Genomic DNA, 14,462 nt, shown 5'->3' on the forward strand with positions numbered 1-14,462 from the left:
GTAGGGTTTCACTGGCGCTTCTTACCCGGCCGCGATGACCTCGACCTCGACCTTGAATTCGGGCCTGGCAAAGCCGGAAACGATCATCAGCGTCGAGGCCGGCGCCGGGCTGGAGAACATACGGTCACGGACCCCCATATAGGGCCGCAGATGCGCACGGTCGGTGACGTAAGCGTTGATGCGAACGATATCAGGCAACCCCAGCCCGGCTTCGCCCAGGATCGCCGCGATGTTCTTGAAGCAGAGTTCGGCCTGCGCGCCGGCGTCTTCCGGTATCTGGTCGTCCGCCGTGATGGCGACCTGGCCCGAGCACAGCACCAGCCGCTTGCCAGCCGGCACCTCGACGCCGTGGCTGTAACGGGCAAAGGGCGGCTTGATCGACTTCGGGGTGAGAAACTTGAACATGGCAATCTCCTGGATATCGTCAGCCTAGGGCCGGATGCATTGCACCATCAAGATGGCGGTGCATGTCGCCCGTGCGATTGTGGACAGGCGTTCAAAAAATAGGCACGATGCCCTTCGGTGCAGCACGACCTTTCCGGCTTTCGCAGATGGCTGTGGTGCAGGCGGGCGGGTCCCGGCGCGCGACGCCGGTGGCATGTGTCTTGCTTCTTGAATCTTTGGTGTCAAGCACGGCGCGCAACGCGCCGGTGCAAATAAAGGGCGGTGTCAATGTACGTGAAACAGAAGATTTCGGTGGCTGTCGTGGCTCTGCTTGCGGCCAGCACGCTGGGCGCGGCGGCGAATGAAAAAGTCACTTTCGGCACCAACTGGCTCGCCGAGCCGGAGCATGGCGGCTATTACCAGGCCGTGGCGGATGGCACCTATGCCGCCTGCGGCCTCGATGTCACGATCATGCAGGGCGGCCCGCAGGTCAGCGGCCGGCCGATGCTGCTCGCCGGCAAGATCGATTTCTACATGGGCGGCAATTTGCTGTCGGCCTTCGATGCCGTCCAGCAAGGCATTCCGATGCGCGTGGTGGCGGCGGATTTCCAGAAGGATCCACAGGTCATCATGTCCCACCCCGGCGAGGGGCTCGATAAATGGGAAGACCTGAAGAACGCCGAGCAGTACATTCTGGGCGATGAAGGTGCGCAGACCTTCTTCCAGTGGATGGTCATCGAGCTCGGTTTCGATGCTTCAAAGCGCGCGCCCTACACCTACAACACCGCTCCTTTCCTCGCCAACAAGAAGTCGATCCAGCAGGGCTACGTCACCTCGGAGCCGTTCGCGGTCAAGAAGGAAGGCGGCTTCGTGCCGAACCAGTTCCTGCTCGCCGACTATGGCTGGGACACCTATTCGACCACGATCGAGGTGATGCAGGACACGATCGACAAGAAGCCCGAGGTGGTCCAGTGCTTCGTCGATGGCTCGGCCAAGGGCTGGTACAAATACCTCTACGGCGACAACAAGGCCGCCAACGACATGATCAAGAAAGATAATCCTGACATGAGCGACGAGCAGATCGCCTTCTCGATCGAGCAGATGAAGAAGTTCGGCCTTGCCGATTCCGGCGACACCGAGAAGCTCGGCATCGGCGCCATGACCGATGCGCGGATCAAGAGTTTCTACGACAAGATGGTCAAGGCCAAGGTCACGCCTGCAGGCATCGACATCACGAAGGCCTACACGCTGGCCTTCGTCAACAAGGGCGTCGGGCTCGAGCTGAAGAAATAGGCCGGTCCCGGCATGAAGAGGGAGAAGGTGGCGCAAGCGCCGGCCTTGGACGTCGCTCCGACCTTGTTGGCGCTGCGTGGCGTCGGCAAGGTGTTTTCCAATGGCGTGACGGCGCTCAGCGATGTCGACCTGACGATCCGGGAAGGCGACTTTCTCAGCCTGCTCGGACCGTCCGGTTGCGGCAAGTCGACGGCGCTGCGGCTGATCGCCGGCCTGTCGACGCCGACGTCAGGCGTGCTCGACTGGCGCGGCAGCGGCTCGCTCGACCGTGCCAATATCGGCTTCGTCTTCCAGGAGCCGACGCTGCTGCCCTGGGCCAGCGTCTTCGACAATGTCTGGCTGCCGCTCAGGCTGAAAGGCATTTCTCGCGCCAAGGCCGCACCGGCAATAACGGAAATGCTGGCGCGGGTTCACCTCACCGGGTTCGAGGACGCGGTGCCGCGCGAGCTGTCCGGCGGGATGAAGATGCGTGTCTCGATCGCACGCGCCATGGTGACCAAGCCGCGCGTGCTGTTGATGGACGAGCCGTTCGCCGCGCTTGACGAGATCACTCGCTTCAAGCTCAACAACGACCTGCTGGAACTGTGGCAGGACGAGCGCTTCACCGTCGTCTTCGTCACCCACAGTGTGTTCGAAAGCGTGTTTCTGTCCAACCGCGTCGTCGTCATGGCGGCGCGGCCGGGCAGGGTGTTCGACGAACTCGCCATCGAGGCATCCTATCCGCGCGACGAGGCTTTCCGCACGTCGCCGGATTATGCAGCCCTGTGCCGGCAGGCCTCCGACGTTCTGGTCAATGCCATCAACTCAACGGCGGGCTCGCATCATGACGGTCATTGACGGCACGTTGAAACTCGACCCCGAGGAAGCGCGGCGCGTGCGCCAGGAGCGGCTCGAGCGGATCGGCCGCTGGGTGCTGCCGCTGGCGATCATGATCCTGGCGATCTGGCTGTGGGACCGCATCTGCGTCTGGAACGAGATTCCGCAGTACATCCTGCCGCGACCCGGCGTGGTGCTGTGGACGCTCTACAACGATGCCGGCCTGCTGTTCTCCGCGCTGCTGGTCACCCTGCGCATCACCTTCCTCAGCCTGCTCCTCGCGGTTGTCGGCGGCGTCGGCCTGGCGGTCTTGTTCGCGCAGTCGAAATGGGTGGAGATGTCGTTCTTCCCCTTCGCCATCGTGCTGCAGGTGACGCCGATCGTGGCGATCTTTCCGCTGATCAACATCTATGTCGACAACCAGACGACCAAGCTTCTGCTCTGCGCCTGGATCGTCGCCTTTTTTCCGATCCTGTCCAACACCACGCTCGGCCTCAACTCCGTCGACCGCAATCTGCGCGACCTGTTCAAGCTCAATGGCGCGACGCGTTGGCAGCAGCTGCGCTATCTCAGACTGCCGGCGGCGATGCCGTATTTTCTCGGCGGGCTGAAGATTGCCGGCGGCCTGTCGCTGATCGGCGCGGTGGTGGCCGAGTTCGTCGCCGGCGCCACCGGCCAGTCGTCGGGGCTCGCCTCGCGCATCATCGAAGCCGGCTACCGGCTGAATGCGCCAAGGCTGTTCGCGGCGCTGTTTTTGATTTCGCTCACCGGCATTCTGATCTTCCTCGTGCTGTCGCTGATTTCGCATCTTATATTGCGGCGCTGGCACGAGAGCGCGTTGAAGCAGGAGCGCTAGTGCCTTGATACCAGCCTCAGGTCCCTACCACTTAACCAATGTCCGGCTTCACGCGTCGCTGACGCCGGGCTTTGCCTCGGTCTTCGACAGAGATGGTTTTGCGCTGGCCGACATCACCGTCGCCGATGGCAAGATTTCCAGCATCGCGGCGCATGCCGCATCGAAAGTGCCGGCCGGCGCCATCGATCTTGGCGGCCGTATCGTGCTGCCGTGTTTCGTCGATTGCCACACGCATATCGACAAGGGCCATATCTGGTCGCGAAAGCCCAATCCCGACGGCAGTTTCATGGGTGCGCTGAACGCCACCGGCGCCGACCGCGCGGCGCGCTGGAGCGCCGAGGACGTGGCGCGGCGCATGAATTTTTCGCTGCGCTCGGCCTACGCGCATGGCACCAGGGCGCTCAGAACCCATATCGACAGCGTCGCCCCGCAGGAGGAAATCTCCTGGCCGGTGTTCGAGACGATCCGCGAGGCCTGGCGCGGCCGCATCGAATTGCAGGGCGCCTGCCTGCTTGGCATCGAGGGCGTGCGCGACAGAAAATGGTTCGACAGGCTGGCCAAACGAGTGGCCGCCGCCAAGGGCGTGCTGGGTGTGGTGACCTATATGGTGCCGGACCTGGAGGAACTGCTCGACCACGTCTTCGCGCAGGCGATCAAGCACGGGCTCGACCTCGATTTTCACGCCGACGAGACCAACGATGTCGCCGCGATCTCGCTGAAAAAGATCGCCGAGGCAGCCCTGTGGAACGGATTCGAGGGCAAGATCCTCGTCGGCCATTGCTGCTCACTGGCGCGGCAGCCCGATCTCGAGGTGCTGGACACGCTGGACAAGGTGGCGAAGGCCGGGCTCGCCATCGTGTCGCTGCCGATGTGCAATCTTTATTTGCAGGATCGACGGAGCGACGGCACCACGCCGCGCTGGCGTGGCGTGACTCTGCTGCACGAGATGAAGGCGAGGGGCATTCCGGTGGCCGTCGCTTCCGACAACACGCGCGACCCCTTCTACGCCTATGGTGATCTCGACATGCTGGAAGTCTATCGCATGGCGACGCGCATCCTGCATTTCGATCATCCGGTCGCCGACTGGCCGCAGGCGGTGACCGCGACACCGGCCAAGGTGATGCGGCTCGATGGCTTCGGCATGCTTGCCGCCGGCGGCGACGCCGACTTCATCCTGTTCAAAGGTCGAAGCTGGACGGAATTGCTGTCGCGGCCCGAATCGGATCGCATCGTCGTGCGCGCCGGACGCGCGATCGACCGGCAATTGCCCGACTATGCCGAACTCGACGAGCTGATGGTGGAATGATGGATGTTTCGGCGCTCAAACGCGATCTCGACGGGATAAAGCTCGACGACAATCCGGCGATCGTCCAGCAGAAGAGCCGCGACTTCTACTGGTACAGCCCGGTGCTGAAACGGCAGCTCGACCACGTCACCGGCGACCTCATCGTGACGCCGAAGACCGAGGCCGAACTGATCCGCGTGCTTGCCGCCTGTCACCGCCATGGCGTGCCGGTGACGCCGCGCGGCAGCGGCACCGGCAATTACGGCCAGGCAATGCCGCTGTCGGGCGGGGTGGTACTCAACCTCGCCGAGATGAACGAGATCAAGTTGATCGGCCCAGGCCGCGTGGTGACCGGACCCGGCGCGGTGCTGGCCGACATCGACAAGGCGACGCGGGCGCATTCCGGCCAGGAACTGAGGCTGTCGCCCTCGACCTACAACACCGCCTCCATCGGCGGCTTCATCGCCGGTGGTTCTGGCGGTGTCGGCTCGATCAATTTCGGCGGATTGCGCGACTTCGGCAACGTGCTGCGGCTGCGCGTGGTGACGATGGAGGCCGAGCCGAAGGTGCTCGAACTGACAGGCGAGAACCTGCACAAGGTGACCCACGCCTATGGCACCAATGGCATCATATCCGAGGTCGAGATGCCGCTGACGGCAGCCTATGACTGGATCGATGTCATCGTCGGTTTCGACGCCTTCATGGAAGCAGCCCGTTATGGAAACGCGCTCGCCTGCCAGGACGGCATCCTGACCAAGCTGATCACGCCGATCGCGGCACCCGTGCCGCAACTCTACTTCAAGCGGCACCAGAAATTTTTCAGGGAAGGGCAAAGCATCTGCGTCGTCATGGTGGCTCGGCATGGGCTGGACGCCTTCCTGGCCTTTACGCGCCGCGCCGGGGGCGACGTGATCTTCAACGCTGCCCTTGTCGCGCCGGAGGAGAAAAAGGGCCTGCCGCCGGCCTACGAGCTGGCCTGGAACCACACCACGCTCAGGGCACTGCGGGTCGATCCGTCGATTACCTATCTGCAATCGCTCTATCCCTTTCCCGACCAGTTGGCGCTGGTCGAGAAGATGGATGCAATGTTCCCTGGCGAGGTGTTCTCGCATCTCGAATTCGTCCGGCTGGACGGCAACATCACCTGCTTCGGCCTGCCGCTGGTCAAGTTCACCACCGAGGCGAGGCTCGACGAAATCATCCGCCTGCATGAGGACAATGGCTGCCCGATCTTCAACCCGCACCGCTACACGCTGGAAGAGGGCGGCATGAAGCAGACCGACGCCGTGCAGTTGGCCTTCAAGCGCGAGACCGATCCGGAAGGCCTGCTCAACCCCGGCAAGATGATCGCCTGGGAAAACCCGGACTACGACTACCGTTCGGGCCGGACTTTTCTGTTCAAGGGGCTGCAAAAGGCAGGCTGATGAACATCCTCGTGCTCTACGCCCATCCGGTCGAGACCAGCTTCAATGCCGGCCTGCACCGGATGATCGTCGAGCGGCTGACGGCGGCGGGTCATACAGTCGACAACTGCGACCTCTACGCAGAGAATTTCGACCCGCGCCTGACGCGGGCGGAACGGCTTGGCTATCACGACCCGCGTGGACCAGGGGATGCGGTTGCCGGCTACATTCAGAGGCTGCAGGCGGCCGAGGCCCTGGTGCTGTCATTTCCGGTCTGGAACTACGGCTATCCGGCGATCCTGAAAGGATTTTTCGACCGCGTCTTCCTGCCCGGCGTGTCGTTCAAGCTGGTCGATGGCAAAGTGCAGCCGACGCTGCACAACATCCGTAAACTGGCGGCTGTCACCACCTATGGCGGCAGCCGGTTCCGCGCCATGGTGATGGGCGATCCGCCGCGCAAGGTCGTGAAGCGCATGCTGCGCGCGACGATCAAGCCCGGCGCTCCCGTCTCCTATCTCGCCCATTATGCGATGAACCTGTCGACCGACGAAACGCGCAAGTCCTTCATGACGAAGGTCGCGGCCAGCATGGATGCATTCTGATGCGTGCGCTTGTCGTCTATTGCCATCCGGTGCCGGAGAGCTTTTGCGCCGCGATCCGCGACACCGCCGTGGACGTGCTGACGCGTCGAGGCTGGGACGTGCGGCTGCTCGACCTCTATGCCGAGAAATTCGATCCGGTGATGAGCTGCGAGGAGCGGCGCAGTTACAACGACCATGCGCCGCAGGATCCGGCGCTGAAGCCGCATTTCGAACTGCTCAATTGGGCCGAGGCGATCCTATTCGTCTATCCGACCTGGTGGTATGGGCTGCCGGCGATGCTGAAAGGCTGGCTCGACCGGGTGTGGGCGACCGACATCGCCTTCAAGCTGCCGGCGGGCAAGGGCGGGATCAAGTCGCTGATGACGCATGTCACCAAGGTCGGCGTCATCACCACCTGTGGTGCGCCAACCTGGTGGAGCGTCGTCGTCGGCCAGCCCGGACGCAAGACCTTGCTGCGCGGCATGCGGGCGCTGTGCGCCAGACGCTGCAAGACGTTTTTCCTGGCGCATTATTTGATGGATGCCTCGACGCCGGCGACGAGAGCGGCGTTTCTGGTCAAGGTGCGGGCGAAGCTGGAGCGTTTTTGAGAGCAGCACTTGCCTTCTCCCCTTGTGGGAGAAGGTGGCCTCGCGAAGCGAGGTCGGATGAGGGGTGCTCCAGGGAACGCCAACGCCTCACTCCGCTGGAACACCCCTCATCCGTCTCGGCGCTGCGCGCCGATCCACCTTCTCCCACAAGGGGAGAAGGAAGAGGCGCCGCGCTACATCCTCACCCGTTCCGACCTCGGATCATACATCGGCTTCAGCGATGATTCGGCGGCAAACCGTTCGCCGGCGATCTCGATCTCATAAGATGAAGCGAGCACATCCGCCTCGCTTTCGCCCTGGCATGGCACATAGCCAAGGCCGATGGCGCCGCCGAGATGATGGCCGTAATTGCCGGAGGTGACCGGACCGACGATCTTGCCGTCGCGCAGGATCGCCTCGTTATGGAAGAGCAGCGGCTGCGGGTCCTTCAGCCGGAACTGGACCAGCCGGCGGTTCAACCCGGCCTCCTTCTTCTTCAGCACGGCGTCGCGGCCGATGAAATCGCCCTTGGCTGTCTTCACCGCGAAGCCAAGGCCTGCTTCCAGCACATTGTCCTCATCGGTGATATCGTGACCGAAATGGCGGAAAGCCTTTTCGATGCGGCAGGAATCCAGCGTGTGCAGGCCGCACAGCTTTAGCCCGACATCCGCGCCGGCCTCGTCGATCGCCTCGAAGACATGCGCGGCCTGTTCGGTCGAGACGTAGAGTTCCCAGCCGAGTTCGCCGACATAGGTGACGCGGTGCGCCCGGGCGAGCCCCATGCCAATCTCGATCTCCTGGAAGGTGCCGAACGGATTGTTCTCGTTGGAGAAGTCGTTGGGGCTGACCTTCTGGATCAGTTTTCGCGCATCCGGACCCATCAGGCAGAGCACGCTTTCGGCCGCGGTGACATCGGTGATGACGACGAACGCCTCACCGACATGCCGGCGCAGCCAGGCGAGGTCGCGTTGCAGCGTGGCCCCTGGCACGACGAGGAAATAGGCCGTATCTGAGAGGCGAGAGACGGTGAGGTCGCTCTCGATGCCGCCGCGCTGGTTGAGCATTTGCGTGTAGACGATCTTGCCCGGCGCCACATCCATGTCGTTGGCGCAGAGCCTTTGCAGGAAACGCTGAGCGTCGCGACCCTCGACTCGGATCTTGCCGAACGAGGTCATGTCGAACAGACCGACCTTGTTGCGGACCGCCAGATGCTCCTCACGCTGATTGTCGAACCAGTTCTGCCGCTTCCAGGAATAGCGATATTCGCGCTCCTGGCCTTCGCGCGCGAACCAGTTGGCGCGCTCCCAGCCGGCAACCTCGCCGAACACGGCGCCACGCGCCTTCAGATGTTCATGCAAGGGCGAGCGGCGCACGCCACGCGATGTCGCCATCTGCCGGTAGGGAAAATGGTCGGCATAGAGCAGGCCGAGCGTTTCGGAGACGCGCTCCTTGAGATAGCGGCGGTTCTTCTGGAACGGCTGGGTGCGGCGGATGTCGACTTCCCACAGGTCGAACGGCGCTTCGCCATCGTTGATCCACTGCGCCAGCGCCATGCCGGCGCCGCCGGACGAGACGATGCCGATCGAGTTGTAGCCGGTCGCCATCCAGTAGCCGCGCAGCTCCGGCGCCTCGCCTAGATAGTAGCGGTCGTCGGGGGTGAAACTTTCGGGGCCGTTGAAGAAAGTGTGGATGCCGGCGGTGGCCAGCATCGGCATGCGGTTGACGCCCATTTCGAGGATCGGCTCGAAATGGTCCATGTCCTCCGGCAACTGGTCGAAGCAGAAGTCTTCGCGTATGCCGTCCATGCCCCATGGCTTGGCCACTGGCTCGAAGGCGCCGAGCATCATCTTGCCGGCGTCTTCCTTGTAGTAGGCGCATTCGTCGGGCACGCGCAGCACCGGCAGCCTGCCGAGGCCGGGGATCGGTTCGGTGACGAGATAGAAATGCTCGCAGGCATGCAGCGGGATGGTGACGCCGTTCCGGGCACCGAGTTCGCGCGCCCACATGCCGGCGCAGTTGACGACGATGTCGGCCTCGATGGTGCCTTGCTCTTCGCCCTGCGCCCAGGACACGCCGGTGACGCGGCCATTTTTTGTATGGACCTTCGTCACCTTCACATTCTCGACAATGGTGGCGCCGCGCTGGCGCGCGCCCTTGGCCAGCGCCATGGCGATGTTGGCCGGGTCGCATTGACCGTCGAGCGGCAGATGCACGGCGCCGACCACGTCGGAGACGTTGAGATGCGGATACATCTGCTTGACTTCATTGGGAGAAATCTCGCGCACATCGACATCGAAGGCGCGGGCGAGCGATGCCTGCCGGTAGATCTCGTGCTTGCGCTCCTCGGTCAGCGCGACGGTGATCGAGCCGACCTGGCGCATGCCGGTGCCGACCTCGGTCTCGGCCTCCAGCTTCACGTAGAGGTCGGCAGAATATTTCGCCAGCCGGGTCATGTTCTGCGAACCGCGCAACTGTCCGATCAGGCCGGCGGCATGCCATGTCGTGCCCGAGGTCAGCTGCTTGCGCTCCAAAAGCACGATGTCGGTCCAGCCGAGCTTGGCCAGGTGGTAGGCGACCGAGCAGCCGGAGACGCCGCCGCCGATGATGACGGCCCGCGCCTTGGTGGGAATGGTCTTGACGGTCATGCGGCCTCACGACGGTAGCTGGAAACAAAACGGCGCAGCCGGGCGGCTGCTTCCCGCAGTACCGGTTCGGGCTGGCACAGGCTTATCCTGATATGGCCGGCCGCGGCTTCGCCGAAGCTGGAACCGGGCATGACGCCGACCTTCTCCTTGTCGAGAAAGGCGAAGGCGAACTTCTCGTCGTCGGGTTCGACATCCGATATGTCGAGCATGACATACATGCCGCCTTCGGAACCGCGCACGGTGACATCGTTCATGCCGCGCACCGCGTCGAGCAGGACGGTGCGGCGTGCGGCGTAGCGTTCGGCGATGTCCTTGACGCCATAGTGCTGCTCCAGCGCCTCGGCGCAAGCGATCGAGATGAAGGCCGGCAGGCCGTAGGTTGTCACCAGGTTGAGGTTGGTCAGCAGCGTGATCATCTCCTCCGGACCCGTCAGCCAGCCCATGCGCCAGCCGGTCATGCCGTGGCTCTTGGACATCGAATTGATGACCAGCGTGCGCTCGGCCATGCCGGGCAGCGAGCGCGGCGAGACATGCTCGCCGCCGCCCAGAGTCCAGTAAACCTCGTCGGAAAGCAGCCAGAGGTCGTGCTCGCGGCAGAGTTCTGCCAGTTGTTCCAGCCGCTCGCGCGAGTAGACCGCTCCGGTCGGATTGTTCGGCGTGTTGATCAGGATGGCGCGCGTGTTGGGCTTGAGTGCCGCACGGATCATGTCCGTGCGGGGTTGGAACCCATCCTCGGCCGGCGTCTCGACCACGGTGAAACTGGCGCCGGCGGCACTGAACGTGTTGGGGTAGGTGGCATAGTAGGGCGCTACCACGATGGCGTGGTCGCCCTGATCGAGCACGGCTTGCACGGCAGCGTAAAGTGCTGCCTGGCCGCCCGGCGTGGCGATGACCTCTTCCGGCCTCGTCTCGACGCCGGTGCAGGCGCTGGAGGCCGCCGCCATGGCCTTGCGCAGGCGCGGCAGGCCGGGCAGCGGCGTGTAGTGATGGTTGCTGCCACGGACCGCTGCCACGCAAGCCTCGATCGTCTGCGACGGCGTGTCGAAATCGTGGTCGCCGACCGACAGCATGATGATGTCCTCGCCGGCCTCCTTGCGGTTCCAGGCGGCGAAATGAACCTCCCAGCCATCCTTGCCCGATGGCACGATGCCGGTAATGCGCGATGATGGTTTAGGCATGTAAGACTCCCGTGATCGCGTAACCGTTCTGTTGCAGCCGGTCGCGCAAGGCGGCGATATGGGCGGGACCGACCTCGCAGCAACCGCCGACGATGTCCGCTCCAGCTTCCACCCAGCCGACAGCCTGATCGGCGTAAGCATCCGGACCGAGGTCGTGGCGGGCATGCAGCACATCCACCGTGCCGCCATGCTTGAGCGCTTCGGTGGAGGTGAAGCCATTGGCATAGGCGCCGACCGGGCCGCCGAGCTCGATCAGTTCCGGCAAGGCCGCCGCGATGGCTTCCGGACGACAGCAGTTGAGCAGCCGCGCCGCCACCGGCAGACCTCCGAGCGCATCCGCTGCCGACGCAATCGTCTCGCCGCTGCGCAAGCGTGGCGTGCCGTGATCGGCCAGCGTCCATGACACCCAGACGGGCTTGCCGCTTTCCGATGCGGCGGTGACCGCCGCGCGTGCCTCTTCGGCAGAGGCCATGGTCTCGCACAGGAACAGGTCGACGCCATCAGCCTGTTCGGCGACGATGCGGCGGTAGATGTCGAGCGTATCCTGATAGGAGATCGTCAGCGCCGGCGCGTAGCTGCCGAAAAGCGGTGACAGGCAGCCGGCGATCGCCGCGTCGCCGGCCTCGTCGCGGGCTTGCCTGGCGAGGTCGATGCCACGCTTCTGCAACGGCTTGAACAGGTCTTCCGCGCCCTCGCGCGCCAGGCGTTCGGGCGTCGCCGAATAGGTGTTGATGGTGATGACCCGGGCGCCGGCGCGGATGAATTCGGCATGCAGGCCGCGCACGAGGTCCGGTTCGTCGATCAGCACCCTGGCCGACCACAGCGGCGTCGGCTCGGACTTGCTGCGCCGCACCAGCTCCTGGCCCATGCCGCCATCGGTGAGGATAACCGGCTTCATGCGCGCAGCCTTTCGTTCTTGGGATCCCACAACGGCTCGTCCTGCTGCACGACCGCCTTGAAACGGTCGCCGAAGATCTCGACCTCGACAGAGGTGCCGGGCTCGCTCAGGTCGGCGCGCAGCATGCCGAGCGCGATCGATTTGTCGACACGATGACCCCAGCCACCCGATGTCGTCTCACCGACGATCTGGCCGTCGTGCCAGAGCGTCGACATGTAGGGCGCGTCGCAATCGCCGGGATTTTCGACCACCAGCGTGACGAAGCGCTTCTTCACGCCTTGCTGTTTCTCGTTCTGGAGTGCCGCCTTGCCGCGGAAGTCGGGCTTTTCCCATTTGACGAAGCGCTCGAGCCCGCCCTGCAGGATCGAATAGTCGGTCGACAGGTCGCCCTTCCAAGTGCGGTAGCCCTTTTCCAGGCGCAGCGAATCCAGCGCGTACATGCCGAACGGCTTCAGCCCGTGGTGCTGCCCGGCGGCACAGATCGCATCGAAGATGGCGGCGGTGTCGTCGACCCTGGTGTGGATCTCCCAGCCGAGCTCGCCCGCGAAGGAGACGCGAACCAGCTTGGCCCAGCGGCCGGCGATCCTGGTTTCCTGATGCGTCAGCCATGGCAAGGTCAGGTCGGCTTCACAGACATCGGCAAGGATTTTTCGCGAATTGGGGCCGGCCAGGATCTGCGTGGAGAATTCCTCTGTCCGGTCGATCAGCTTGAACGCGGCATCCCCGGGCATGTGCGACTTCAGCCATTCGAAGTCGTGCCACTGCGCCACCGCCGCGGTGATCAGCGTCATGGACTCCTCGCCATGGCGCACCACCGACATTTCGGTGACGATGCGGCCCTTGTCGTCGGAGAAATAGACCAGGCCGATGCGACCGGGCTTCGGCACTAGGCCGGTTACCTGCCGGCTCAGCCATTCGGCGGCGCCAGGGCCTTCGAGATTGAAGCGCGAGAAGCCGGGCAGGTCGAGGATGCCGGCGGCGTCGCGGACCGCGAGACACTCTTCGCGGACTCGTTGCTGCCAGGGCCCCTCGCGGCGGAAGGTCAGCGTGGCTTCCTCGGAGATGTCGTCGCCGTCCTGCGCGTACCAGGTGGCGCGTTCCCAGCCATTATAGGCATCGAAGCGGGCGCCCAGCGCCTTGATGCGATCGTGGATCGGCGACAGTTTCCTGTCGCGGCCTTCCGGCCAGGCGTGACGCGGGAACTGGATGGCGTATTCGTTGCCGTAGATTTCCATGCCCTTGGCCACGCAATAGTCCGGCGCGGAAGCAAAGGAGGTGAAGCGGCGCGGATCGCACGACCACATGTCCCATTCGGTCTGGCCTTGCGTCACCCATTCGGCCAACACCTTGCCGGCGCCGCCGCCCTGGGCGATGCCGAAGGTGAAGACGCAGGCCTCGAAGGCATTGGGGACGCCAGGCATCGGGCCGATCAGCGGATTGCCATCCGGCGCATAGGGGATCGGGCCGTTGATGACCTTGGACAGGCCGGCGGTGCCCAAGATCGGCACGCGGGCGACGGCGTCGGCGAGATAATGCTCCAGCCGGTCGAGGTCGTCTGGGAAGAGCTGGAACGAAAAGTCATCCGGCATGGGATCGTTGTGGGTGGCCCAATGCGCGCGGCAATTGCGCTCATAGGGGCCGAGATTCATGCCGGCCTTTTCCTGGCGCAGATAATATGAAGTGTCGACGTCGCGCAGCAGCGGCAGCTTCTTGCCCTGTTCCTTCGACCAGGCGGCGAGCTCGGGGATCTCTTCGAACAATATGTACTGGTGGCTCATCACCATCATCGGCACTTCGCGGCCGAACATCCTGCCGACTTCGGCGGCACGGTAGCCGGCAGCATTGACGACGATCTCGCAGCGGATCTCGCCTTGCGCCGTTACAACCACCCACTCGTCCTTCTCACGGCGCACGCCGGTGACGGGGCAGAAGCGGATGATCTTCGCGCCCATGTCGCGTGCGCCCTTGGCCAGCGCCTGCGTCAACTGTGCCGGGTCGATGTCGCCGTCGCTCGGATCGTAGAGCGCGCCCTTCAACTCGTGCGTTTCGAGGAAGGGATAGCGGCGCTTGATCTCGTCGAGCCCGACCACGTCGATGTCCATGCCCTGATAGCGGCCCATGCCCTTGGCGCGCTGGAACTCCTGCATGCGCTCCTTTGTGTGGGCGAGCCTGAGCGAACCGGTGACATGGTAGTTCATGGGATAGTCGACGGCGTCGGCGAGGCCCCGATAGAGTTCGGTCGAATAGCGCTGCATGTTCATCAGCGACCATGAGGAGGAGAAGGTCGGCACATTGCCGGCGGCATGCCAGGTCGAGCCGGAGGTCAGCTCGTTCTTTTCCAGGAGCACGCAGTCGGTCCAGCCGGCCTTGGCCAGATGATAGAGCGAGGAGGTGCCGACCACGCCACCTCCGATGATCACCACGCGCGCAGTGCTCGGCAAACCCGCCATGTTCTTCTCCCAATCTTCAAGCGCGCCGCGCTTTTCTTTTTGTTTTTATGCGTGTCGCCGTCGCAAAACCGCTGCACGGTTCCGGC

Annotated in this window: 12 protein-coding genes; 7 read left to right on the forward strand and 5 right to left on the reverse strand. The window is 63.9% G+C overall.

What is annotated here, in order from left to right:
• Positions 1-21: 21 nt before the first annotated feature.
• The gene (locus EN845_RS15995) at positions 22-405 is read right to left on the reverse strand and encodes a RidA family protein (protein ID WP_127871558.1); all 384 of its coding nucleotides are present in this window, start codon (positions 403-405) and stop codon (positions 22-24) included.
• Positions 406-672: 267 nt separating this feature from the next.
• On the opposite strand from EN845_RS15995, the gene EN845_RS16000 reads away from it, so the two are divergent.
• The 7 genes from EN845_RS16000 to EN845_RS16030 are packed head-to-tail and all read left to right on the forward strand — an operon-like array spanning position 673 to position 7,226.
• A complete protein-coding gene (locus tag EN845_RS16000) occupies positions 673-1,677 on the forward strand; it encodes an ABC transporter substrate-binding protein (RefSeq protein ID WP_127277990.1) in 1,005 nt (334 codons plus the stop codon).
• A 12-nt stretch (positions 1,678-1,689) separates the two neighbouring features.
• On the forward strand, positions 1,690-2,514 hold the full coding sequence (locus EN845_RS16005) for an ABC transporter ATP-binding protein (RefSeq protein ID WP_127871557.1): 825 nt from the start codon (positions 1,690-1,692) through the stop codon (positions 2,512-2,514).
• Positions 2,501-3,349: an ABC transporter permease gene (locus tag EN845_RS16010; protein ID WP_127871556.1), complete on the forward strand. Its 849-nt coding sequence runs from the start codon at positions 2,501-2,503 to the stop codon at positions 3,347-3,349. The genes EN845_RS16005 and EN845_RS16010 overlap by 14 nt, the downstream gene beginning before the upstream one ends.
• A 4-nt stretch (positions 3,350-3,353) precedes the next feature.
• Positions 3,354-4,655, forward strand: coding sequence for a cytosine deaminase (locus EN845_RS16015; protein ID WP_127871555.1), 1,302 nt, complete (start codon positions 3,354-3,356; stop codon positions 4,653-4,655).
• A complete protein-coding gene (locus EN845_RS16020; protein ID WP_127871735.1) occupies positions 4,655-6,058 on the forward strand; it encodes an FAD-binding oxidoreductase in 1,404 nt (467 codons plus the stop codon). Before EN845_RS16015 ends, EN845_RS16020 begins: the two co-directional genes overlap by 1 nt.
• On the forward strand, positions 6,058-6,639 hold the full coding sequence (locus EN845_RS16025) for an NAD(P)H-dependent oxidoreductase (RefSeq protein ID WP_167531380.1): 582 nt from the start codon (positions 6,058-6,060) through the stop codon (positions 6,637-6,639). The genes EN845_RS16020 and EN845_RS16025 overlap by 1 nt, the downstream gene beginning before the upstream one ends.
• Positions 6,639-7,226 carry an NAD(P)H-dependent oxidoreductase gene (locus tag EN845_RS16030; protein WP_127871554.1) on the forward strand — a complete coding sequence of 196 codons (588 nt, stop codon included), beginning with the start codon at positions 6,639-6,641 and terminating at the stop codon, positions 7,224-7,226. The genes EN845_RS16025 and EN845_RS16030 overlap by 1 nt, the downstream gene beginning before the upstream one ends.
• A gap of 173 nt (positions 7,227-7,399) precedes the next feature.
• Here the strand turns inward: EN845_RS16030 and EN845_RS16040 are convergent, their stop codons facing one another.
• Genes EN845_RS16040 through EN845_RS16055 form a run of 4 tightly spaced genes read right to left on the reverse strand, consistent with a single transcriptional unit; the run spans position 7,400 to position 14,376 of the window.
• Positions 7,400-9,850 carry an FAD-dependent oxidoreductase gene (locus EN845_RS16040; protein ID WP_127871552.1) on the reverse strand — a complete coding sequence of 817 codons (2,451 nt, stop codon included), beginning with the start codon at positions 9,848-9,850 and terminating at the stop codon, positions 7,400-7,402.
• Complete coding sequence (locus EN845_RS16045) at positions 9,847-11,028, reverse strand: pyridoxal phosphate-dependent aminotransferase (RefSeq protein ID WP_127871551.1); 1,182 nt, start codon at positions 11,026-11,028, stop codon at positions 9,847-9,849. Before EN845_RS16045 ends, EN845_RS16040 begins: the two co-directional genes overlap by 4 nt.
• On the reverse strand, positions 11,021-11,926 hold the full coding sequence (locus EN845_RS16050; protein WP_127871550.1) for a homocysteine S-methyltransferase family protein: 906 nt from the start codon (positions 11,924-11,926) through the stop codon (positions 11,021-11,023). Before EN845_RS16050 ends, EN845_RS16045 begins: the two co-directional genes overlap by 8 nt.
• Positions 11,923-14,376 (reverse strand): FAD-dependent oxidoreductase, encoded by a 2,454-nt coding sequence (locus tag EN845_RS16055; protein ID WP_127279478.1) that lies wholly within the window; start codon positions 14,374-14,376, stop codon positions 11,923-11,925. The genes EN845_RS16050 and EN845_RS16055 overlap by 4 nt, the downstream gene beginning before the upstream one ends.
• Positions 14,377-14,462 lie beyond the last annotated feature (86 nt).

Origin of the sequence: Mesorhizobium sp. M8A.F.Ca.ET.202.01.1.1, from assembly GCF_004791595.1 — a bacterium.
In the GTDB taxonomy this organism is placed as follows: domain Bacteria; phylum Pseudomonadota; class Alphaproteobacteria; order Rhizobiales; family Rhizobiaceae; genus Mesorhizobium.